The organism is Bacillus sp. FSL K6-3176, from assembly GCF_038003325.1.
Taxonomy (GTDB): Bacteria; Bacillota; Bacilli; order Bacillales; family Bacillaceae; genus Bacillus; species Bacillus altitudinis.
Genome location: NZ_JBBOOX010000001.1, coordinates 1,296,195 through 1,316,694 on the forward strand (window position 1 = coordinate 1,296,195; position 20,500 = coordinate 1,316,694).

Annotated in this window: 24 protein-coding genes and 2 riboswitches; of the genes, 17 read left to right on the plus strand and 7 right to left on the minus strand. The window is 39.8% G+C overall.

What is annotated here, in order from left to right; all coding sequences use genetic code 11:
- Positions 1 to 43 precede the first annotated feature (43 nt).
- The 3 genes from MHB38_RS06725 to MHB38_RS06735 all read left to right on the plus strand — a co-directional run bounded on the left by MHB38_RS06725 (position 44) and on the right by MHB38_RS06735 (position 1,916).
- Positions 44 to 1,180, plus strand: coding sequence for a response regulator aspartate phosphatase (locus tag MHB38_RS06725; RefSeq protein ID WP_008346192.1), 1,137 nt, complete (start codon positions 44 to 46; stop codon positions 1,178 to 1,180).
- On the plus strand, positions 1,170 to 1,304 hold the full coding sequence (locus MHB38_RS06730) for a hypothetical protein (protein WP_008346190.1): 135 nt from the start codon (positions 1,170 to 1,172) through the stop codon (positions 1,302 to 1,304). The genes MHB38_RS06725 and MHB38_RS06730 overlap by 11 nt, the downstream gene beginning before the upstream one ends.
- A 183-nt stretch (positions 1,305 to 1,487) precedes the next feature.
- Positions 1,488 to 1,916 (plus strand): organic hydroperoxide resistance protein, encoded by a 429-nt coding sequence (locus MHB38_RS06735; RefSeq protein WP_017367099.1) that lies wholly within the window; start codon positions 1,488 to 1,490, stop codon positions 1,914 to 1,916.
- A 33-nt stretch (positions 1,917 to 1,949) separates the two neighbouring features.
- Here MHB38_RS06735 and MHB38_RS06740 read toward each other — a convergent pair whose 3' ends face one another.
- Positions 1,950 to 2,396: a MarR family winged helix-turn-helix transcriptional regulator gene (locus MHB38_RS06740; RefSeq protein ID WP_341002959.1), complete on the minus strand. Its 447-nt coding sequence runs from the start codon at positions 2,394 to 2,396 to the stop codon at positions 1,950 to 1,952.
- Between the two features lie 161 nt (positions 2,397 to 2,557).
- Here MHB38_RS06740 and MHB38_RS06745 point away from each other — a divergent pair, with 161 nt between their 5' ends.
- Positions 2,558 to 2,977 carry an organic hydroperoxide resistance protein gene (locus tag MHB38_RS06745; RefSeq protein ID WP_008346186.1) on the plus strand — a complete coding sequence of 140 codons (420 nt, stop codon included), beginning with the start codon at positions 2,558 to 2,560 and terminating at the stop codon, positions 2,975 to 2,977.
- A gap of 72 nt (positions 2,978 to 3,049) precedes the next feature.
- Here the strand turns inward: MHB38_RS06745 and MHB38_RS06750 are convergent, their stop codons facing one another.
- From MHB38_RS06750 to MHB38_RS06760, 3 genes are all read right to left on the minus strand, one after another.
- Positions 3,050 to 3,520: a nucleoside deaminase gene (locus tag MHB38_RS06750; protein ID WP_008346184.1), complete on the minus strand. Its 471-nt coding sequence runs from the start codon at positions 3,518 to 3,520 to the stop codon at positions 3,050 to 3,052.
- A gap of 142 nt (positions 3,521 to 3,662) precedes the next feature.
- Positions 3,663 to 5,951 (minus strand): 5-methyltetrahydropteroyltriglutamate--homocysteine S-methyltransferase, encoded by a 2,289-nt coding sequence (gene metE / locus MHB38_RS06755; protein ID WP_025207226.1) that lies wholly within the window; start codon positions 5,949 to 5,951, stop codon positions 3,663 to 3,665.
- A gap of 156 nt (positions 5,952 to 6,107) precedes the next feature.
- A riboswitch (cobalamin riboswitch) is annotated at positions 6,108 to 6,300 on the minus strand.
- 112 nt (positions 6,301 to 6,412) lie between these two features.
- Complete coding sequence (locus MHB38_RS06760) at positions 6,413 to 7,372, minus strand: S8 family peptidase (RefSeq protein ID WP_007498796.1); 960 nt, start codon at positions 7,370 to 7,372, stop codon at positions 6,413 to 6,415.
- A gap of 460 nt (positions 7,373 to 7,832) precedes the next feature.
- Here MHB38_RS06760 and MHB38_RS06765 point away from each other — a divergent pair, with 460 nt between their 5' ends.
- The 9 genes from MHB38_RS06765 (at position 7,833) to MHB38_RS06805 (ending at position 14,528) form a co-directional block, all read left to right on the plus strand.
- Positions 7,833 to 8,135 (plus strand): hypothetical protein, encoded by a 303-nt coding sequence (locus MHB38_RS06765; protein ID WP_008346180.1) that lies wholly within the window; start codon positions 7,833 to 7,835, stop codon positions 8,133 to 8,135.
- 1 nt (position 8,136) lies between these two features.
- The gene (locus MHB38_RS06770) at positions 8,137 to 8,340 is read left to right on the plus strand and encodes a helix-turn-helix transcriptional regulator (RefSeq protein WP_008346178.1); all 204 of its coding nucleotides are present in this window, start codon (positions 8,137 to 8,139) and stop codon (positions 8,338 to 8,340) included.
- 199 nt (positions 8,341 to 8,539) lie between these two features.
- The gene (locus tag MHB38_RS06775; protein ID WP_008346176.1) at positions 8,540 to 9,226 is read left to right on the plus strand and encodes a response regulator transcription factor; all 687 of its coding nucleotides are present in this window, start codon (positions 8,540 to 8,542) and stop codon (positions 9,224 to 9,226) included.
- 3 nt (positions 9,227 to 9,229) lie between these two features.
- Positions 9,230 to 10,579: a sensor histidine kinase gene (locus MHB38_RS06780; RefSeq protein WP_017359119.1), complete on the plus strand. Its 1,350-nt coding sequence runs from the start codon at positions 9,230 to 9,232 to the stop codon at positions 10,577 to 10,579.
- A 66-nt stretch (positions 10,580 to 10,645) separates the two neighbouring features.
- A complete protein-coding gene (locus MHB38_RS06785; protein WP_341002961.1) occupies positions 10,646 to 11,335 on the plus strand; it encodes a PepSY domain-containing protein in 690 nt (229 codons plus the stop codon).
- A gap of 93 nt (positions 11,336 to 11,428) precedes the next feature.
- Positions 11,429 to 11,947, plus strand: coding sequence for a PepSY domain-containing protein (locus tag MHB38_RS06790; RefSeq protein WP_008346169.1), 519 nt, complete (start codon positions 11,429 to 11,431; stop codon positions 11,945 to 11,947).
- Between the two features lie 76 nt (positions 11,948 to 12,023).
- A complete protein-coding gene (locus tag MHB38_RS06795; RefSeq protein ID WP_008346168.1) occupies positions 12,024 to 12,167 on the plus strand; it encodes a hypothetical protein in 144 nt (47 codons plus the stop codon).
- 131 nt (positions 12,168 to 12,298) lie between these two features.
- A riboswitch (M-box (ykoK) riboswitch) is annotated at positions 12,299 to 12,462 on the plus strand.
- Between the two features lie 207 nt (positions 12,463 to 12,669).
- Positions 12,670 to 14,028, plus strand: coding sequence for a magnesium transporter (mgtE, locus tag MHB38_RS06800; protein WP_341002962.1), 1,359 nt, complete (start codon positions 12,670 to 12,672; stop codon positions 14,026 to 14,028).
- A 101-nt stretch (positions 14,029 to 14,129) separates the two neighbouring features.
- Positions 14,130 to 14,528 (plus strand): hypothetical protein, encoded by a 399-nt coding sequence (locus MHB38_RS06805; RefSeq protein ID WP_268439991.1) that lies wholly within the window; start codon positions 14,130 to 14,132, stop codon positions 14,526 to 14,528.
- 145 nt (positions 14,529 to 14,673) lie between these two features.
- Here the strand turns inward: MHB38_RS06805 and MHB38_RS06810 are convergent, their stop codons facing one another.
- On the minus strand, positions 14,674 to 15,537 hold the full coding sequence (locus MHB38_RS06810) for a LysR family transcriptional regulator (protein ID WP_019743439.1): 864 nt from the start codon (positions 15,535 to 15,537) through the stop codon (positions 14,674 to 14,676).
- 205 nt (positions 15,538 to 15,742) lie between these two features.
- Between MHB38_RS06810 and MHB38_RS06815 the strand changes: the two genes are divergently transcribed.
- Complete coding sequence (locus MHB38_RS06815) at positions 15,743 to 16,105, plus strand: cupin domain-containing protein (protein ID WP_098680936.1); 363 nt, start codon at positions 15,743 to 15,745, stop codon at positions 16,103 to 16,105.
- A gap of 232 nt (positions 16,106 to 16,337) precedes the next feature.
- Here MHB38_RS06815 and MHB38_RS06820 read toward each other — a convergent pair whose 3' ends face one another.
- Positions 16,338 to 16,667 carry a MerR family transcriptional regulator gene (locus MHB38_RS06820; RefSeq protein WP_007498778.1) on the minus strand — a complete coding sequence of 110 codons (330 nt, stop codon included), beginning with the start codon at positions 16,665 to 16,667 and terminating at the stop codon, positions 16,338 to 16,340.
- Positions 16,668 to 16,859: 192 nt separating this feature from the next.
- Here MHB38_RS06820 and MHB38_RS06825 point away from each other — a divergent pair, with 192 nt between their 5' ends.
- The 3 genes from MHB38_RS06825 (at position 16,860) to MHB38_RS06835 (ending at position 18,033) form a co-directional block, all read left to right on the plus strand.
- The gene (locus tag MHB38_RS06825; protein ID WP_008346151.1) at positions 16,860 to 17,015 is read left to right on the plus strand and encodes a hypothetical protein; all 156 of its coding nucleotides are present in this window, start codon (positions 16,860 to 16,862) and stop codon (positions 17,013 to 17,015) included.
- A 38-nt stretch (positions 17,016 to 17,053) separates the two neighbouring features.
- Positions 17,054 to 17,212 carry a hypothetical protein gene (locus tag MHB38_RS06830; protein ID WP_035700511.1) on the plus strand — a complete coding sequence of 53 codons (159 nt, stop codon included), beginning with the start codon at positions 17,054 to 17,056 and terminating at the stop codon, positions 17,210 to 17,212.
- A 356-nt stretch (positions 17,213 to 17,568) separates the two neighbouring features.
- On the plus strand, positions 17,569 to 18,033 hold the full coding sequence (locus tag MHB38_RS06835) for a MarR family winged helix-turn-helix transcriptional regulator (protein WP_088004396.1): 465 nt from the start codon (positions 17,569 to 17,571) through the stop codon (positions 18,031 to 18,033).
- 30 nt (positions 18,034 to 18,063) lie between these two features.
- On the opposite strand, the gene MHB38_RS06840 is transcribed toward MHB38_RS06835, so the two are convergent.
- Positions 18,064 to 20,487, minus strand: coding sequence for a bifunctional diguanylate cyclase/phosphodiesterase (locus tag MHB38_RS06840; RefSeq protein ID WP_058213834.1), 2,424 nt, complete (start codon positions 20,485 to 20,487; stop codon positions 18,064 to 18,066).
- Between the last annotated feature and the right edge of the window lie 13 nt (positions 20,488 to 20,500).

Sequence of the window (20,500 nt, forward strand, 5' to 3'; positions counted from 1 at the left end):
ATGGTAATGTTTTATATTTTGAGAAGATTGGAGAAGGCAACGTATGGCGAAAATCATTCCCTCTTCGGATATTGGAGTGAAAATCAACAAGTGGTATGAATTAATCCGCAGATTTGATTCAGAACAAGCAGAACAGTTAAAGCAGGAAATTCGCACCTCTCTTGATTCAATGGAAGAAGATCAGAATTTGCTTCTCTATTTTTCTTTAATGGAATTCAGGCATGAGGTCATGCTCGATTATTTAAAGCCATTAAAGGAAGGAAAGCTTCGCGCCAACTTTTCCGAGCTTTCGAAAGAAATAGATGAGCATCAAACGCATGTCACAGGCATGCTTGAATATTACTATCATTTCTTCAGAGGCATGTATGAGTTCGGCCGGAGAGAGTACATTGCTGCCATATCGTCCTATCAAAAGGCAGAGCACAAGCTTTCTTTTGTATCCGACGATATTGAACGTGCAGAATTTCATTTTAAAATGTCAGAAATATATTATCACATGAAACAAACACACATTTCGATGCACCATGCCAAACTAGCGCTGGATGTCTATATTCAGCACGAACTATATGCGCTTCGTACCATTCAGTGTGAATTTATTGTAGCCGGTAATTATGATGATATGAGAAGGCATGAAAAGGCATTGCCACATCTCGAAAGAGCACTTGCAAGATCAAGAGACTTTCAGAATGTGCGTTTTATTGCTTCTTCTTTGTTTAATATGGGCAACAGCTATTACAGAATGGGAGACTTGAACCGCGCACTCGACTTAATGAAAGAATCCATCTCATTATTTGATCAAAACCAATCTGATCATCTTCGTCGATCGATAGACCCTCTTTATACAGCCGCTCAGATCTTATACAAACAAGGTAAAAACAATGAAGCATTATATTACAGAGAAGAATGTATGAAACGAGCAGAAGCTCTGCAGGATGACATTCATATTCAGAAGACCATTTTTTTAGAAGCATTGTACTTACGACAAGATGCAGAGCATATTAAACGGATATTCCATTTTTTAGAATCTTCCTATGCATATCCAGATATAGAAGAGCTGGCTTTAGACACCGCAAAGTATTATAATGAAATGGAGGATTATGAAAAATCTTCCATGTTCTATGGGGAAGCGGAACATGCTCGTATCTATATTCAGAGAGGGGATTGTTTATATGAATTTTAAAAAATGGGCAGTCGTCTGTACAAGCATCACGATCTTGGCATTATGGATCACATCACCTAATGCCGACCCCGATAACAGAAACCATACGTTAGAAAAACCGAATCCGCAGCATATCACGATCTAAAAAGAGCCCTTTTTAAAGGGCTTTTTTTATTGCCTTGATTGGTTCCATCATCGTGCGATGTACATTCATAAAAATAAAAAATGGAGGAAAGATGAAAGTGAGTGTTTTTCATTGACTCTTGAATTTAGATTGTGTACAATTCAATTGTAGAAAACATTAATAGAGCGAAAGAGGGTTATATTCATGTCAGAAGTTTTATTTACTGCAACGGTATCAGCTGTAGGAGGAAGAGAAGGTAAGGTTGTTTCAACAGATGGTGTACTAGAGCATGATGTAGCAATGCCAGGAACGCCAAGAGCGAAAAAGCTTGAGAAAGCAACGAATCCAGAGCAATTATTCGCAGCGGGCTATTCTGCATGTTTTGATTCAGCCCTTCAAATGGTCGCAAGACAAGAGCGTATCCGTTTTGAAAGTGAAGTAACGGCACATGTAAGCTTAGTCAAAGACAGTTCAGACGGCGGTTTCAAACTAGGTGTCAAATTAGAAGTAAAAGGAACTGGAATTGAGCAATCTGCACTTGATGAACTTGTTCATAAAGCACACGGCGTTTGCCCATACTCAAAAGCAACGCAAGGAAACATTGAAGTAGAATTAGTAGCTGTCGCTCAATAATAGACATCAAAAAAAGGCTGAGGGAATATTCCCTCAGCCTTTTGATTGTGTTAATTTTTGCAAAAGCTCATGTAAAGAAGCGCGAAGTGTTTTCAGCTCTTCTTCTGATCTGCCTGTTCCAGACAGCATTTGAAATGGAATCGAAGTGGCCTTCTCTTGTAAAGCTTCTCCGTATTCTGTTAAACGAATTTGGACCGAACGCTCATCCTCTTTTGAACGTTCACGGATGATGAGTCCATTTTGTTCCATTCGTTTTAGCATAGGTGTGAGTGTACCGGAGTCTAAATATAAAAGCTCTCCCATTGTTTTCACATTTAATGTCCCATGCTCCCATAACAAAAGCAGTGCCAAATATTGCGGGTATGTGATATTTAACTCTTCTAATAATGGTTTATACTGCTTCGTCATTTCTCTTGAACTTGCATATAACAAGAAACAAAGCTGATTTTCCAGCTTCATATGTTCAAATGCATTTGTCATATCTGTCACCAACTATTTTTTGTCATACTTATCATTGTATAAGATTTTCTTCCTTTTTAAAATATATACAGACTAAAAATGAAAAATTCTTCAATGTGCCAAAAATGTTTGAGCAACGAATAGAACGTGAAAGGTATAAGTAGAAGAAGGAGGAGATCAAGATGAAACCATTATTTACTGCAAAAGTAAAAGCACAACACGGAAGAGCAGGACATGTTCGTTCTGATGATGGTGTGCTTGACCACAACATTGTGATGCCAAACGCAAAGAAAGATGGAGAAACTGGTACGAATCCTGAACAATTATTTGCAGCGGGTTATGCGGCCTGCTTCGGAGGGGCGCTTGAACAAGTCGCCAAGAAGCAAGGTGTCGAAATTGAATCAGAAGTAGAAGGACATGTCAGTCTATTAAAAGATGAAAGTGATGGCGGTTTTAAACTTGGAGTGAAGCTGATTGTTTCCGCTAAAGGGCTTGACCATGACAAAGCGAAAGAGCTTGTTGAGGCTGCACATGAATTCTGTCCATATTCAAAAGCAACAAGAGGAAACATCGAAGTAGAGCTTGAAGTGGCGGAATCATGAAAAGAAAAAAGGGCTAAAATTTAGCCCTTTCTCAACAATCTACTGACACCTGCTGTGGAGCAGGTGTCTTTTTTAATATTCTTTCTTTTTGTCGTATGTGTCCCATGCTTCAAATGGAGCAAGGGTTTTTTGAAGGGTCAGCTGGTAAAATGGAATGTTTCTTGATTCGTATTCTTTATTGATTTCTTCATAAATAAAGGAGTCATCAAAACCAGAAGTCGCTGCATCCTTGTGTCCAGCGGCAAAATATACGGCCTTTGGTCTAGCCCAATAGATAGCACCAAGACACATTGGACAAGGCTCACAGCTTGTATACAAAATACAGTCTTCTAATTGATATGTATGTAGTGTTTGGCACGCCTTTCGAATAGCTGTCACTTCTGCATGTGCAGTTGGATCATTACTCGTTGTGACATTGTTGCTTCCCTCTGCAATAATCTGACCGTCTTTGACAATGACCGCTCCAAAAGGGCCGCCTGTGCCACTATTTACTCCTTCTACTGCAAGATCAATTGCGCGTTGTAAAAAAGCTTCGTGATTCATTGTCTTCCTCCCTTTGTTCGACTGACTTCTCTAGTATAAACGAATCATGATAGAAAAGGAATCATTGTAGGAGGAGATCGAACAGGACAATTTACGGATAAAAAACCCCTGCCAAATGTTCAGTAGGGGAAGAGTGAGTCCATTATGCGTGCTGCGCTAGCTTTTTACGAGCGACTTCAGCAGCTGTCACCATGTTTTTCAAAGCAGCAATGGTTTCAGGTTCTTGTCTTGTTTTCAGTCCACAGTCAGGGTTGACCCAGAAGCGATCTGTCGGACATACGTTCAGTGCATCATCAATGATTTTACTCATTTCTTCAACAGATGGAACGCGCGGGCTGTGGATGTCATATACCCCAAGTCCAAGACCTTTCAAATACGGGTGTTTTTCTAAATAATCGAGGAACCCGCCATGACTGCGTGAATGTTCAATCGTAATCACGTCTGCATCAAGGTCTTCAATCGTATCAACAATATCCTCGAAGTTGCTGTAGCACATATGTGTATGAATTTGCGTTTCATTTTGAACAGACGATGTCGATAGACGGAATGACTCTGCTGCCCAGTTTAAGTATGCTGCCCAATCACTCTCTTTTAAAGGAAGACCTTCTCTTAGCGCAGGTTCATCCACTTGAATCACTTGAATACCCGCTGCTTCTAACGCTTCTACCTCTTTGCGTAAAGCAAAAGCGATTTGGAAGGCAATGTCTTTACGAGAGATATCTGTTCTTGGGAAAGACCAGTTTAAGATCGTGACAGGTCCTGTCAGCATTCCTTTGACTTTTTTCTCTGTTAAGCTTTGAGCGTAAACCGTCTCTTTCACTGTCATTGGCTCTGTAAATTCTACATCTCCATAAATGATCGGCGGCTTTACGCATCGTGATCCATAAGATTGAACCCAAGCGAATTTTGTAAAGGCAAATCCAGCGAGTTTTTCACCGAAGTATTCAACCATGTCTGTACGTTCAAATTCTCCATGAACGAGTACATCTAGGCCAATCTCTTCTTGAATATCAATCCATCTTTTTGTTTCTTTTTTAATAAATTCATCATACTCTGCATCTGTCCACTCATTTTTGCGCCATTTTTGACGAGCACTGCGCACCTCAGCTGACTGAGGGAAGCTTCCGATTGTTGTGGTTGGAAGAAGCGGCAGTTCAAGAGATTCATTTTGAATGCGTAGTCGTTCTTCAAAAGCAACTGGACGTTTAAAATCTTTTGATGAAAGGCTGTTGCGCTCTGCTGTCAGGTCCGCATTTGTTCCTTTCGCGAATTCTTTTAGCGTCAGAAGTGCTTCATTTGCTGCATGGATGTCTGCATCAATGGCAGCTGCTCCTTTTGATAAGCCTTCTTTTAATAGCGTTAATTCAGCCAGTTTTTCAGTGGCATAAGAAAGTCCGTTTAATAGTTTTTCTTCAAGCTGTTCGCTCGGATGTTTTGCAACTGGTACATGTAGCAGGCTGCTTGAAGGCTGCAGCCATACTTCTTTCGGCTGCACGTCAGCAATCACTTCAGAAATAAACGATAATCTTTCTCCTAGATCTGATCTCCAAATATTTCTGCCGTCGATGATACCGGCTGCTAAAATTTTATCTTTTGGGAAGCCGTGTTTTTTCAATTGTTCAAGGTTTCGTCCTTGATCATGGACAAAATCAAGACCGATGGCTTCAACAGGATACGTCACAAGCTCTTCATAGGCATCTACTGAGTCAAAGTATGTTTGAAGGAGAACGTTTAAGGCAGGTACAGCTTCTTTAATCGTTTGATAGATGGCTTTTACTGCTTTCACGTCTTCACTTGAAGCTGTGACTAAAGCAGGCTCATCAATTTGAACCCATTTTACACCGGCTTCTTCAAGCTCTTTTAACAACTGAGTATAAAGCGGCACTAGGCGTTGCTGAATCTCTTTCACTTCATTGGCTTCATAGCCTTTAGAAAGAGAAACAAATGTATAAAGACCGAGAACGACAGGTTTTGTTTCAACACCAAACGCTTTTTTCACCTTTTCGTATGCTTCAAGCGGTTTGTTATGTGTGAGTTTGAATTCTGTGCTTTTTTCATATTCTGGAACGATGTAGTGATAGTTTGTATTAAACCATTTTGTCATTTCACTTGAGACAGCATCTTTTGTTCCTCTTGCTATCGCAAAGTATGTATCTAGCGGGTCTTTCAAGCTGCGGAAGCGCTCTGGAATCCAATTGAACATAACGGCAGTATCCAGCACATGATCATAGAAGGTGAAGTCGCCAGAAGGAACAACGTCAATTTGTTGATCAATTTGAGTTTTAATAGCGGCTAAAAATTGTTCATCGAGTGTGCTTAAGAGGGTTTCTCGGTCAGTTTGACCTTTCCAATAAGACTCAAGTGCTTTTTTCCATTCTCTGTTTAAACCAATTCGCGGGAAACCTAGATTACTTGTTTTAACAATTGTCAATTCCAATTCCTCCTCTAAATATAAAAAGACACTCACACTCATGGTCAAGATTGATGAGGGCAAATGTCTGGTTTAAAAAGACAAAATGTGTGTGCGAAAGAAGGCGTAAGTATCAATGACGAACGCTTTTCCGACATCTCCTATCAACCGTAGGGGGTTTGATGTGATAGAGCGGCTGGTATCCTGGCTCGCGAATTTGCAAGCTTTTCATCCTTCCCATCTTAATGACAGTGGATGATTAACGAAAAGCTCTCCTCACTTACAGTGGCGGGACCGCGCCGGATTTTCACCGGTCTTCCCAATTAAAATTCGATGTGTGATCGAATTACCGACTCTCAAACTATGAATTTATTGTGTTCGATTATATAACGTTCACTTCATTTCGTCAAAGTAAATTTTGAATAATTTTAATTAAAAAAATCCTGAGAAAATTCTATCTTTTCTCAGGACCTAACATGTACCTATAGAGACAAAAGTTCTGCTTCCAAAGTTTTCTCAAGAAGCACATCTGGTGCAGTTAAATATAAAAACCCATTTCCTACAAGGGTTTTCGATTGTTTTAGCGGAAGGGTTCTCCGTACGAGTTGAGCATATACCTCAGGTTCTGTCAGCTTACGCTGGAACGCTTCTTCTTCGGCATTTTTAATAATGGCGAGTGCACCGCTCACATGAGGGGCAGCCATGGAAGTGCCTGTTAGTCTTCCGTATTTATGGTTAGGGAGAGTGGATAAAATGTCTTCACCTGGAGCGACGAGGTCGATTTCTTTATTCGCATTGGAGAATTCAGAGGATTCTCTTGCAAGAGAGACAGAGCCGACGGCAATGACCTCGTTGTATGCAGCTGGGTAGGAGAACTCTTCAGTACGCTCGTCTCCGTCACCTTCATTTCCTGCTGCGCAGACAACAAGCACACCGCTGCTTACCGCATGTTGGATAGCCTTTTGCAGTTCTGGTTCATTGCTTGGCCCACCGAGAGACATGGAAATGATATCAACCTTCTGTTCAACCGCATAATTAATGCCATTGATAATCCATTCGTATTTCCCGCTGCCATTTTTCCCTCCAAGAACTTTCACAATCAACAGCTTGGCTTCAGGGGCAACACCTAAAATGCCACCATTTTGATCCGTTGCTGCAATCGTTCCTGATACATGGGTACCATGTCCGTTGTAGTCTTTTACATTCTCAGCATCTCCATTGTCATCATCGGTAAAGTTTTTTCCTCCGATAATCTGATCTTTTAAATCGGGATGCTCCGTGTCGCAACCTGTATCAAGGACAGCAATGGTTATGCCTTTTCCTTTGAAGCCACTTGACCAAAGTTCGGGTGCTTTAATCTCCTGAATACTTTCCGGCGTCTCTTTCGCTTCCATCACATTGGCTTTTACTTCATACGGAATTAAGCGAATTTCACCTTTCATAAGAAAGCCCTCCTTATTTTGTTTTCAAAGTAGATTCAGGTTGCGTAATGTTATTGTATAAAACAAATGTTTGATCGGAAAGGGTCAATTGTAATAATTTTTCAAATAATCAAATAATTATTCATTGTGCAGTTCTCCTCATATCTTGCCGAAAGAAGTCACCTTTTGAGGAAAACTCTTAGTATCATATGAAAAAGAAGGAAATGCTGCATAGTGAGCTTGCACCTGTATAGATGAAAATGGGTGAAAAGAACTAAAAAAGGCAGAGCGAAAAAGCAATCATATAAAAAGATAGATGATGACAGAAAAGAAAAAGGTACATGCCATGTGCGGATGATTGTTTTTTCATTATAATGATCGAAAGAATATAGAATGTAAAAAGTATTTGACATTTTTTAAGTGGATGATATGATTGAAATGTAAAAAGTATTTGACATTTTGATTGGGAGGGGACTAACCGTTGGATGTTGTAAAAGTTGTGTATTCAGTCATCTTATTAGTGGTCGGACTGTTCATCTTTATCGCGCCTATGATTCAAAAGGGTGATGAAAGAAAGAGATTTATCTACTCAAAAGCTCAATCGTATGCATTTATGGTGGTCATCGGTATGCTTTTATTAGAAGTCGCAAAGTCTATATTTTTAACGACTCAAGGGAACAATTCTGATAAGGGGTTTGGGATTTCTCCCATCATGTTCCTAACTGTAATTTCGGTCATATATTTAGTTACATTACTCATATACAGAAAAAAATATGGTGATTAAATTGCAAAATCATATAAGAGAACTAAGGAAATCCATTAAATTATCCCAAGAAGAACTTGCTAAACGGTGTAAGGTCTCGAGACAAACCATCAATGCCATTGAAAACGATAAGTACGACCCTACTTTACAATTAGCCTTTGACATCGCCTCTGTTTTGAATACGACTGTAGATGAGCTTTTTGTCAGTCAACCTAAAAAGAAGTAAGGGACTAGCCTCAGAAAAGAGGCTTTTTTTGTTGATTTGTGTAATGTGAAAGAATCAGCTGAAAATAAAAATCAACCATATTACATAACAATTCCTCATTCATGAAAAATAAGATATGAAAATTGTGACTGTTCCAATGGAGAAAGGCAACATATAATAATGGAAAGACAAGCTTGCCTTTTAGATAGGAGAGATAGAGATGAACAAAGGGAAGATACTCGTGGTCGAAGATGAAAAGAAAATTGCAAGAGTGCTGTCATTAGAACTTGAATATGAAGGATATGAGGTCACAGTCCAAGATACAGGGATGAAAGGGCTCCAGGCGCTCGAGGAGGAGAGTTTTGATTTAGTGCTTCTAGATGTCATGCTTCCAGAATTAAGCGGACTTGAAGTGCTTAGAAGGGTTCGAAAGACAAATACGGCAACACCGATCATTTTGATTACCGCAAGAGGAAGTGTTCCCGATAAGGTCAGCGGTCTTGATCTTGGGGCAAACGATTATATTACAAAACCCTTTGACATAGAAGAATTATTAGCGCGAATTCGTGCACAGCTGAGGTTCAATCACAATGCGCAAGAGGAAAAGGAAATTGAGCTAAGTATTGCAGATTTAACGGTGAATGAGAAAACAAGAGAAATTCAAAGAGGCGGTCAGACGCTTGAGCTGACACCGAGAGAATATGACCTGCTTGTTCATTTATTGAAACATCAACAGCAAGTGCTCACAAGAGATCAGCTTTTAACAGCTGTTTGGGGTTTTGATTATTTTGGTGACACGAACGTGGTTGATGTCTATATTCGCTATTTAAGGAAAAAAATCGATTACCCGTTTGAAAAACAATTGATTCACACAGTGAGAGGTGTGGGTTATGTGATGAAAGGATAAAGCATGAGATTAAAAAATAAGATCCAGCTTTATACATCGTTGTCCTTATTTTTAATGGTGCTGCTGTTTCATACAGCGATTTATTTTATTTTTTCGATGACCTTGACGCAAAAAGATATGTCCAGACTGTCGGAAGTAGCTGAAAATATTGCGATTGCACTAAAGAAGTCAGAAGAAGAGGGCCTTCCATCTTCAGAGCTTCTGAAAGCGTATCTGCCTCAAAATGGTATGATCCGTGTCGTCACAGAGAAAGGTGAATCAAAGCTGACCGTCACGAAGGAATCTACGTTTAGCTCACTTCCTTTTACATACGAATCTGGTCAGACAGCAGAAATTCAAGAATACAATAAGCATATGATTGCGTTCGCGGCTATCCCTGTCATTTGGACAAATGGGGACATTGTGTCGCTGCAAGTTTATGAAGAAATTGAAAATACAGAAGAGAACTTGGCGTTATTAAAAATGATTTTAATCGCTGCTGGCGTTTTGTTTATTGTGCTTTCTTATTTTGCAGGCCACATTTTAACGAAACAAATTGTCCGCCCAATTAGTCGAATGACCAATACGATGAAAGCAAGTATGAGAGAAAAGGCATTTAAACGAATTGAATTAACAGGCGATTCAAAGGATGAACTGTATCAAATGGGTCAAACCTTTAATGAAATGGCCGAAATTCTCGAGAAGCATTATGAGAAAGAGCAGCAATTTTTACACGATGCTTCTCATGAATTGAAAACACCCATTACCGTCATCATGAGCTACAGCAATTTACTAAAACGCTGGGGGCAAAGCCGGCCAGAGGTCGTAGAAGAATCCTCTCAAGCCATTCATGATGAGGCGAAAAAAATGAAAAGGCTGACAGATCAACTACTCACACTGGCGAAAAATGGGCAGCCGCTTTACTTGGACATGAAGCCGGTTGATCTTGGTCAATTGTGCAGCCAAGTCGGCCATACACTTGAAGTGGCAACCAATCGAACCATCCTTACTCATATACAAACAGATCAGCCTGTGATTGCTGAAGGGGACGAAGAGAAGATCAAACAGCTTTTGACCATCTTGATTGATAATGCGGTTAAATATAGTGCAGAGCCAGTTGATGTGAACTGCGGACGAGCAGGAGAGAAACCGTTTATTTCGGTTGTTGACAAAGGAATTGGCATAAAAGAAGAGGATCTGCCGAAAATCTTTGACCGCTTTTTCCGTGTGGATGAAGCGAGAAACAGTGAGACGGGCGGTACTGGACTTGGCCTGTCAATTGCGAAGCAAATTGCTGAAGAGCATGGGGCTGAGCTAAAGGTAGACAGCCGTATCGGTGAAGGAACCGTGATGACCATTCTTTTTCAGAAATAAGTAGGTCTTTTCTCATCAATTTCTCATTTCCTCCTTATAAAATAGGAAATAGGAAGGAGGCGCTGCATGTCTAGAAAACTGAAAATGCTGCTTACGCTCGCAGGGTGTCTTTTCATTCTTGTGGCCTTTGCAATGCTCATGATTCAAACCATTGACCAAAAAATATTAAGCGAAGCAGACATTAAAAAAATCATCGCAAAAGACTACAATGGAAACATCACAAATATTAATCTGATCAACCATAAACAGGACTATACATTGACGCTTGAAAATTCAAATGGCATCTATCAAATCATTGCATCTTCCTCAAGCGGTCAAATGAAAGAGATGAAACAATTAAAGAGCTATCAAAAACCAAATGAGAAAAATGCCGAACTCCAAGCAGAAGAGGTGGCAGTGAAAAAAGTGAAGGGTACCGTGATTCAAAAGAAAGAAAAATCGGATCGCTTTATCTTTACGATTCAATCAAAAAAAGAACTGTATCAAGTGGATGTTGAGAAAGACACGTTCAAGGTGATTGAAGCAGAAAAGAAAAAGCCAACCTCTAAAGAAAAGAAGCTCACAAAAATAACGGTAGAAGAAGCCATTCAAATTGCCGTAAAAGAAGTGGGCGGCACAGTGGATGATGCAGATCTTGAAACTTTTAGCGGAATGCTCGTGTTTGAGGTAGAGCTCGATTTGCCGGATGGAAGAGAGGCAGAGGTGTTAGTGAATGCCTATACAGGAGATATTGAAGGCATTACGTACGAAAACTAATCATTTTCTCATGATTTTCTCATGTTCCTTTCCTTCCTTTATCATCTTGTTTTTTTAAGATAAAGGAGAAATCAAACAGAGGAGGAATTAAACATGATAAAAAAAGTACTAGTAGCTACAGCATTCACAGGAGCACTTGTTGCAGGTGGTTTCACCCTTCAAGCGCAAAATACAAATCAAACGGCAAATGCCGAACAAGTGGTGCAAAAGAAATCTTCATTTGTCTCAAAGAAACAGGCTGAAAAAGCAGCATTAAAAGTTGTGAAAGGCTATGTAGATGATGTAGATCTTGAGCGTAAAAAAGGAAAATGGGTATATGAGGTCGAGATTAAAAAAGGCGGCTTTGAATATAAAGTATATGTCGATGCCAAAACAGGCAAAGCGCTCAATGATCCAGTCAAAGAAAAGAAACAAAATGTAAAAATCACCAAAAAACAGGCTGAACAAATTGCCCTTGCAAAAGTAAAAGGAACAGTCACAGATTCAGAATTAGATAAAGAAAATGGTGTGTACTTGTATGAAATTGAAATTACGACACCAAGCGGCGAAGAAGTTGATTTTGAGATTTCCGCTAAAACAGGCAAAATCCTCAAGCAAGAATGGGATGATTAAGGTATAAATGAACCTTACACTTTTATGTGTAAGGTTTTTTCATTGGGACAAACTACTGGAAAGGAGGCGAGAGAATATGATGAAGAAAAAAGAAGAAGAACAGACGATGGATCGTGCGGAATATGTTCCCCATCCTGATGGAGAAGGATATGCTTTGTTTTTGCATGATTCCTTTCATCTCCTCTCCCAAGAGGATATGAATCAGCCGGAAGAAGAATAAAAGACATGAAAGGGCGATGGTCAACTTGTCGATCGCTCTTTTTTTGAAAAGAAAGCGAATACATCAGGAAACTTGGCATCTTGCTTATTGACATCATTGCGCTTTTTCTGTAATCTCAGTGTGTCAACAATATGAGACTTCGTTAGGTGAGGCTCCTGTATGGAGATACGCTGCTGCCCAAAAATGTCCAAAGACGCCAATGGGTCAACAGGAATCATCGACATAAGGTGATTTTTAATGCAGCTGGATTAATCCTATGCCATACAGTGCTAAAGCTCTACGATTGAAGGAGCAAGTGTTTATTTGTCATGCTTACAAAGCGCCTTCATTCGGTTGAAGGTGCTTTTTTATGAGAAAAGGAGGTGTGGGGATGGATCATCCCGATTCGAGACACATAGAGAGTATGTCAAAAGATCAGATTGACGCATCAGATAGAGGAGATCCTGACCCCCGCACAATCTAAGGGATTCGGGTATCTCCTGATTTTGGGGAGGTAACAGCGATGATACAGAACATTACGTACGATGAACTCATTTTACGCATCATTATTTTACTAAGAGATGGAAAACGTAAAGAATTTAAAAACATTATGGAAGAACTTCAGCCTTATGATATGGCCTACTTATTCAAGGAGCTTCCAGAAAAACACCGCGGCCGCTTTCTCAGCTTTTTAACAGTCGATGACGTGACGGAAATGATGGGTGAACTGGAGCGGGAATATCAAGAGATTGTTCTTGAAAAAGTAGGGAAAGACAAAGCCACCTTCGTCACAAACAAAATGGATAACGATGATCTAGCCAACTTGTTTGATGAGATGGAGGATGAGCTGAAGGATCAGCTTTTATCTAACATGGAAGCAGAGGAATCCAAGGCCGTCCAGATTCTCATGAATTACCCTGCTGAGACAGCAGGCCGGATCATGACCAATCGGTACGTTTGGATTCCGCAGCATTATACGGTTCAGGATGCCGTGGTGAAGCTGAAAAGCTTTGCTGAAATTGCCGAATCGATCAACTACTTATATGTCATAAATGATCAAAAACAGCTTGTAGGGGTACTCTCATACAGGGATCTTATTTTAGGTGAGCCAGATGAAAAAGTGCAGGATCTTATGTTTACAAGAGTCATTGCCGTTGGTGCCTTTCAAGACCAAGAAGAAATCGCAAAGCTCATTGAACGATATGATTTCCTTGCCATCCCTGTTGTAGAAGAGAACAATGTCCTAGTCGGAATTGTGACAGTCGATGATATCATTGATGTTGTGATTCAAGAGGCAGGAGAAGACTATGAAAAGTTTGCTGCCTCTGGTAAAGATATCACGTTCGACACACCGGCATTTGTGGCGGCATACCGCCGTCTTCCGTGGCTTATTTTACTCTTATTCATTGGGCTGATTTCAGGCAGTATCTTGAATTATTTTGAAGATACTTTGCAACAAGTCGTTGCTTTAGCGTTCTTCATGCCGATGATTGCAGGTATGACAGGGAATACAGGGACACAGTCTCTAGCGGTTGTCATTAGAGGATTGTCAAAAGAAGAATTAACGAAAAAAACCATTATGCGCTTGATTTTCAGAGAGCTGAGAACAAGTATTTATATTGGGATTGTTTGTTCAATCATTATTACGGTCGTTGCCATGGTATGGCAGGGCAATATGATTTTAGGTTTTGTTGTTGGTTCCTCCCTTCTTGCAACACTGATTATTGGGACAATGGCAGGTACGGTCGTGCCGGTTATTTTACACAGATTAAACGTGGACCCAGCCATTGCATCTGGACCACTGATCACAACATTGAATGATATTTTATCCTTACTCATCTATTTTGGAATTGCAACAGCATTTCTTCATACACTGATGTAGTCAAAAGACTGTAAAATGTAACGTTTTACAGTCTTTTTTGAATAAAGATTGCATATAGCGCTTCCATCCTTTACATTTTAAGGAGAAGGTGGGAGAGAAAAATGAAGAAGTTTTTATTCATTTTCATGTGCATTGTTTTGCTAAGTGCATGTTCAAGAGAAGACGAGGGGAAAGACAGAAGACTGGTGGCATCAGAGCATATGCTTGAAGCGATAACTGAAGGAAATAAACGAAAAATGGACAATGTCTATGTCGAAGGCGCAATCCCAAGCCCAAATGACATTCTTAAATCGAAAAAGGAATGGGGAATTGAGACGCTTTCTTATGAAGATTTTCAATTGGAAGAAGCCAGCATCCACGTCTTTCATGCGAATTATAAAGATGCAAACACTGGAGAAAAAAAGGCGCTTGCCTTTCGGGTGAAAGAAGATCCTGAAAAAGGCGGCGTACGGATTGACTTTGTAGGAGTTGTTGAAGGAAAAGACGCTTCATCTAAATAAAAAGACTCGTTCATATGCTTTATGATCAGTCAGGCATAAGTTGAGGTGATTTAAGAGGATAGAAGAGCTGAAAGAATGTCGCTCTATCTATCCTCTTTTTTTTATCACACATGATCTTATTTATGAAACAATGATCTGTCTCAGATTACTTATTCGTGATGCCCATTAACTCCATAAATTGTGACAGGGCACTGGTCATGTACGAATCACGTCGCCTGATCAACACAGTGGGCACGATTCGATGTGGTTCTGGTAATGGATGACAGGTAAATTTGCCTTGTCCCCGAGATTCAACCATAGATTTTGGTAATACGGTCACTCCCAGCCCGCTTTCAACACATTTAAGGACGCCCTCTAACGTACCATATTCCATGACCTTCATAGGAGGATAGCCGTTGTTCTCTAGCCACTTTTGCCATCGTCCTAAATAAATACAATGGGCGAATGACGAGAGCAACGGCTCATGTAAAATAGATTCTACCTGGAATTGCTCCGTGGAGTAGCTTGTAATGAGAACGAGGGATTCTTCCAATACAGGATACTCGATGATTTCTGGATGAAGAATTGGCCCATCTACCAAGGCGCCGTCTACTTTGTAGTTGAGGATAGCGCTAACTTGATCGACTGTAGGTGCCATATACAAGCTCAATTCTACTTGTGGAAATTTTTTGTGATATTCTGTGAAAATGCTGGGCAATCTTGTAGATGCGGTGGACTCTATAGATCCAATGTGTAAAGATCCCCGCGGAGTAGAGGAAAGCTTTACTGCTTCTATCGCTTCTTCGTAATCGTATAGTAATTTATTTACATAGGGCAGCAGTTCACGTCCTGCAGGCGTTAAAGATATTTTCTTATGATATCGATAGAGAAGAGGTACACCTAACTCTTGTTCAAGACGTTGGATTCTTGCGGTGACATTGGACTGCACATAATTTAATTTTTGAGCAGCTTTTGTGATGCTTTGTTCAATGGCAACGGCTTTAAATACTTCCAAAGATTTAATATCCAAACTAACTCTCCTTTTTTGCATCACAAATTGAGATGATCTATATGCTATTTTTTGATTTTACGTGATCCAATGGAGTATGTAAACTAAATGATAGAAGAGGTTGATGCTCATTGCGTCCCTTTTATCTGATCGAGAGGAGAAAATGAGAATTTTTTAGCTGTGGCAATTAAAACAGACGTTTCCATTTAATAAGGAGGGGAATCGATTGATTTCAAAGGTAAATATCGAAGAAAAATTTTCGCAAATAAATGATTATTGGAATCCTAGAATAGGTGGAGAGTTGAATGACTCATACATGAAAATGGTGAAAATTAAGGGTGAATTCATTTGGCATCACCATGATGATGAGGACGAAATGTTCTTTGTGTGGAAAGGCAATCTAGTCATCCGTTTTAGGGATAGGGAAATAACGCTTCATGAAGGAGAATTTCTTGTGATTCCAAAAGGAGTTGAACATCAGCCAATTGCTGAAGAAGAAGTTCACTTGCTCTTAATTGAACCCAAAACGACGCTAAACACGGGGAATGTGCTCAATGAACGAACTGTTTCGATTCCTGAACAAATTTGAAAAACTAAATCGTTAAAGATCAAGTATCTTAGGTGATAAATAGTTGAATGGTTGTTTTAGCTAATAACGAGGCTGCAATTGCTGCCTCGTTTTGCTGTTTCAATGATTCATTGGCTTTCGTTGTCTGAAATAGACTCTTCTGCAAGAATCGGTCTTTGGGTAAGTTCGTGCTTTCATCGTTCCATATTCAGGTGCTAAGTCAATTTTGCCGAGTAAGCGATTTTTATTTAGTTCATCGATTTTTGTACCGGAAGTGTGCGTTAATTTGACCTTCCAGCATTTTTTTCTTATATTGTCCGCTTTTTAATGCCTGTTCTTTTTTCTTCATGTCTTTTAAAATTTCCGCTGTCTGCACACCATCTTCCCGTTTATTGGCGATATCCATTAAACGTTCTACATCAGAAAAAGAATATTTTCGTGTGCCTCTTGTTGAGCGCTGGGGGTAGATGAGTTTCCGTTCCTCATAATATCGGATTTGCCTGACGGAAAGCCCTGTTAATTCACTGACAATCCCGATTGAAATGACTTTTTTATCTTTATAAGATACATCTTCCTGCGTCATATCCTCACCCCTGCAAGTCTTTTCTTCATATTATATCGAACAGTCAGTAAAAAAACCTAACGTTTGTTAGATAATATAACACAAAAATGAAAAAAGTGAAAAACAATGGAAGGAAAATTAACATATAACGTGCAAATCATGTCACGTGAACATATGATAATAAAAAGAAAAAATGAGGAGGAGGCGCACTTGATGGAGAAAACACAGATCATCCGTATGGCAAAAGAAATCATCGCATTAGATGTGAAGAGGGATGAACTGCTGGAGCAGTTCATGCAGGCTGCGGGTCAGAATGCACATGCTCTTCTTAGAGCCGTACAAAATGATTTGTATAAAAAGTCCTCATAAGCACCCGATCCATATCCATTGATAGGAGGGGAGATGTCGTGCGGCTAAAAGAAGCTTTAGCGAAAGAAAGACATTATTATACGAAGCAGCTTTGCTCACTTGGGGTATATAGCCCTGATATGACCAAGAACATGACAATTAGTGACTTAAAAAAAGAGTATCATTTCTTTTTCAACAAAACAGACCGCTATCTTTAACATCCCTATCATGTGCACTGTCACATGAAGGGTTCTTTTTTTGCGTGTTTAATATTATAGCAATATTGAATTTTGTAGAAATTTGACGAATCAAATGTAAGAAAATATAGAGCCTTTACAGATTATGTTAAAATTTGTCGTAACTTGATGGTTTGCTGGAAAAGCTTTTTTTCGAGATGATTGTGAAAAATAAGAAGGATTTTAAAAGTTTATATCGAAATCTTATACATAACACGAATGGAGTCACTTATGTGGTTGAAAGGGTTTTCAAAAACGTACTTCTATTTTTTACGAAAGGCTCCAACTGCACCGCAAGAAAGCCTTGAAGTTAAAAAAATATTATAAGAGGTAGATATGTGATGAGACTATCGTTTAATGAAGAAGAAGTAGAACGTTCAATGACGCTTTACAAAGTTTTTGCAAGAGCATTTAAAAGCGTTTCCGAACACAGTATTAGAGACAGCAAGGAGCATGGATTCAATCCAACTGAATTTGCCGTTCTCGAATTACTGTATACGAGAGGTGCTCAAAAACTTCAGCAAATCGGCTCAAGACTCCTGCTTGTCAGCGGGAATGTTACGTACGTAATTGACAAGTTAGAACGAAATGGTTTCATTGAAAGAGAACAGGACCCAAAGGATAAACGGTCAGTTTATGCCCATTTAACGGATAAAGGGCGCAGTTATCTGGATAAAATTTATCCAATCCATTCTCTTCGAATTGCGCGGGCGTTTTCTGGTCTTTCGCGTGAAGAACAGGAGCAATTAATTAGTCTGCTGAAAAAAGCAGGTATTCACAGTCAGCATTTGTTATTTAGATAAAACGAAAAGGTGCCATGGTTGGCACCTTTTTTATGTATCCAGCTGATGAGCAGGATAGGCGATAAATTTTTCAATATCACTAGCCGGAAGTGGCTTGGCATAATAAAAGCCTTGTAGATCGTCACAGCCCTGCGCAGATAAAAGTTGTGCTTGTGCAAAAGTTTCAACACCTTCGGCAATGACTTCTAGAGATAGCTGGTGCCCCATTGCAATAATAGCCCCTGTAATTTGCTCAGACTTTGAATCGCTCAAAATATCCTCGATAAATGATTTATCAATTTTCAGGCGGTGAATCGGCAAATCCTTCAAATAGCTTAAAGAGCTATGGCCTGTACCAAAATCATCAATACTAATACGGACGCCAAGTTGTTTTAGAGATGTCAGTACTTGTTTTGACTGCTTGATGTTATCCATTGTCATGCTTTCTGTCACTTCAAGCTCAAGAAGTGATGGTTGAAGGTCGTATTTTTTTAGCGTTAGTTTGATCAAATCAATTAAGTCTTCAGAGTTAAACTGCTTAGCAGATAAATTGACCGCTACAGGGATTTTCAATTGCTTGTCATACCACAATTTTGCCTGCTGACATGCCGTGTCAATGACCCACCTTCCAATATCGATAATCAGGCCCGATTCTTCAGCAAGTTCAATGAAAGCCTCTGGTGATTTTAGAGAACCGTCTGGTGCTTTCATTCTTAAAAGGGCTTCAACACCTGTCATTTGTCTTGTTTTGGCGCTGATTTGCGGCTGATAATGAAGCACAAACTGCTTTCTTTGAATGGCATCTCGTAGCTCCAGTTCGCGATTAAGTCTGTCCTCACTCAATCTCTCCATAGATTCAGTAAAGAATTCATAGCGGCTTTGTTTATGTTTCTTTGATAAGTACATGGCCATATCTGCTTTTCTCATCAATTCCATGCCATTCTTTCCGTTTTGCGGAGAGATGGCGATTCCAATACTAATGGATGTAATGAGCTGATGGTTTTGAATGAAAAAAGGTCGTTCAAATTGGCGAATGATGTTTTTCGAAAGCTGTTCAATTTTATGTGTACCATGCTCCAGGTGAGGAAAGATCATTAAAAATTCATCCCCGCCAATTCTTGCAATAAAGCCATTGTCAGGCAAACATTTGGTTAATCTGTTTGCGGCGGCTTTCAACAGCAGATCGCCTATGTTATGACCAAGGGCATCATTAATAATTTTAAACCGATTTAAATCAAGAAAAAGAACTGCCGTTGACGTTTTTGTCTCTTCTTGAGCGGATAAAACATCATTTAAATGATTAATTCCATGACGACGGTTGGGCAGTTCAGTTAGTGCATCATAATGTGCCATCACATGAATTTCTTTTTCAGCAATCTTCTGCTGGGTTAAATCCTTTAAAACGAGATAAATGCTGTCAAGTGTATGGTTGACGTGTACGGGTATGTATGTAACATGATAATAATAAAAACGATCTGCTGCTTTCAGTTCTGCTTCACGCGTAATTGCTTTTTTAGATTGATCAATAAAGTCTTCCCACATCTCAGTCGGCATGACATATTGACTCACATCATCACCAATCCAGGAATTGCACATTTTCAAAATGTGTTTGCCTGGGTCATTCGCAGATATCACTTTTCGATCAACAGATAACACGATAATCCCATCTATATTATGTTTGATCAGTGATTGGAACCGCTGTTCATTTTCTTTTAGCTGATCGGATTGTGACATAATCCGGTGATCAATATAGGCGCCGAAAATCATAAGTGATTGGACGATAAGCGTCATCAGGCCGATGAAAATGGACAGGCTAAATGGTGACATTTCAAGAGAACCACCCGCAGCGGCATGACCATCTGAATGAAAAAACATCGTCGAAGACGCCATGCCAGTGTAATGCATGCCCGCAACAGCACCGCCCATCATCAGTGCACCCGCTATTTTTAACAGCTGATCTCCCCGCCTTTTCTCAGAGCGATGGAGCCGGAAAAAAAGGTGTAATGAAAAGAATGAAGCGAGCGCACCAATAAAAAACGAAAGAAAAAAGAGAACAGGGTCATAGCTGATGGTGACATTCGCCATTGATTCCAATCCGAGGTAGTGCATGCTGCAAATAGCTGAGCCCATCGTGATCGAACTAATCAAAAGTCGTCTTGTAGAAAGTTGCTGCTGAATACATATTGAAAATGCAATGAAAGAACCGATAAAAGAGGCCAAAATCGATAAAATGAGTAAGGGTGTTTCATATGTGATACCAGAGCGTAGATGAAACGCCATCATGCCAATAAAATGCATTGACCATATTCCCATCCCCATGATCATCGCACCAATGATCAACCATACTCTTTTCTTTGCGCCGCTCGACTGGATCACCCGGCTGGCTAATTGAAGAGCTGAGTAGGAGGCGACAGCGGCGACAGCGACTGACAGAAAGACAAGCCATCCGTTGTAGCTTCCTGTTAAATGTGTCATGTAAGAAAACCTC

Excerpts from the sequence above, each read along its gene's own strand:
- MHB38_RS06760 (WP_007498796.1), bottom strand. The coding sequence starts at position 7,372 with ATGAAAGGTGAAATTCGCTTAATTCCGTATGAAGTAAAAGCCAATGTG.
- MHB38_RS06805 (WP_268439991.1), top strand. The coding sequence starts at position 14,130 with ATGAAGAAGTTTTTATTCATTTTCATGTGCATTGTTTTGCTAAGTGCA.
- MHB38_RS06735 (WP_017367099.1), top strand. The coding sequence starts at position 1,488 with ATGTCAGAAGTTTTATTTACTGCAACGGTATCAGCTGTAGGAGGAAGA.
- MHB38_RS06795 (WP_008346168.1), top strand. The coding sequence starts at position 12,024 with ATGATGAAGAAAAAAGAAGAAGAACAGACGATGGATCGTGCGGAATAT.
- MHB38_RS06840 (WP_058213834.1), bottom strand. The coding sequence starts at position 20,487 with ATGACACATTTAACAGGAAGCTACAACGGATGGCTTGTCTTTCTGTCA.
- MHB38_RS06750 (WP_008346184.1), bottom strand. The coding sequence starts at position 3,520 with ATGAATCACGAAGCTTTTTTACAACGCGCAATTGATCTTGCAGTAGAA.
- MHB38_RS06825 (WP_008346151.1), top strand. The coding sequence starts at position 16,860 with ATGGAGAAAACACAGATCATCCGTATGGCAAAAGAAATCATCGCATTA.
- MHB38_RS06730 (WP_008346190.1), top strand. The coding sequence starts at position 1,170 with ATGAATTTTAAAAAATGGGCAGTCGTCTGTACAAGCATCACGATCTTG.
- MHB38_RS06780 (WP_017359119.1), top strand. The coding sequence starts at position 9,230 with ATGAGATTAAAAAATAAGATCCAGCTTTATACATCGTTGTCCTTATTT.
- MHB38_RS06820 (WP_007498778.1), bottom strand. The coding sequence starts at position 16,667 with ATGACGCAGGAAGATGTATCTTATAAAGATAAAAAAGTCATTTCAATC.
- MHB38_RS06745 (WP_008346186.1), top strand. The coding sequence starts at position 2,558 with ATGAAACCATTATTTACTGCAAAAGTAAAAGCACAACACGGAAGAGCA.
- MHB38_RS06725 (WP_008346192.1), top strand. The coding sequence starts at position 44 with ATGGCGAAAATCATTCCCTCTTCGGATATTGGAGTGAAAATCAACAAG.
- MHB38_RS06775 (WP_008346176.1), top strand. The coding sequence starts at position 8,540 with ATGAACAAAGGGAAGATACTCGTGGTCGAAGATGAAAAGAAAATTGCA.
- MHB38_RS06740 (WP_341002959.1), bottom strand. The coding sequence starts at position 2,396 with ATGACAAATGCATTTGAACATATGAAGCTGGAAAATCAGCTTTGTTTC.
- MHB38_RS06785 (WP_341002961.1), top strand. The coding sequence starts at position 10,646 with ATGTCTAGAAAACTGAAAATGCTGCTTACGCTCGCAGGGTGTCTTTTC.
- MHB38_RS06790 (WP_008346169.1), top strand. The coding sequence starts at position 11,429 with ATGATAAAAAAAGTACTAGTAGCTACAGCATTCACAGGAGCACTTGTT.
- mgtE (WP_341002962.1), top strand. The coding sequence starts at position 12,670 with ATGATACAGAACATTACGTACGATGAACTCATTTTACGCATCATTATT.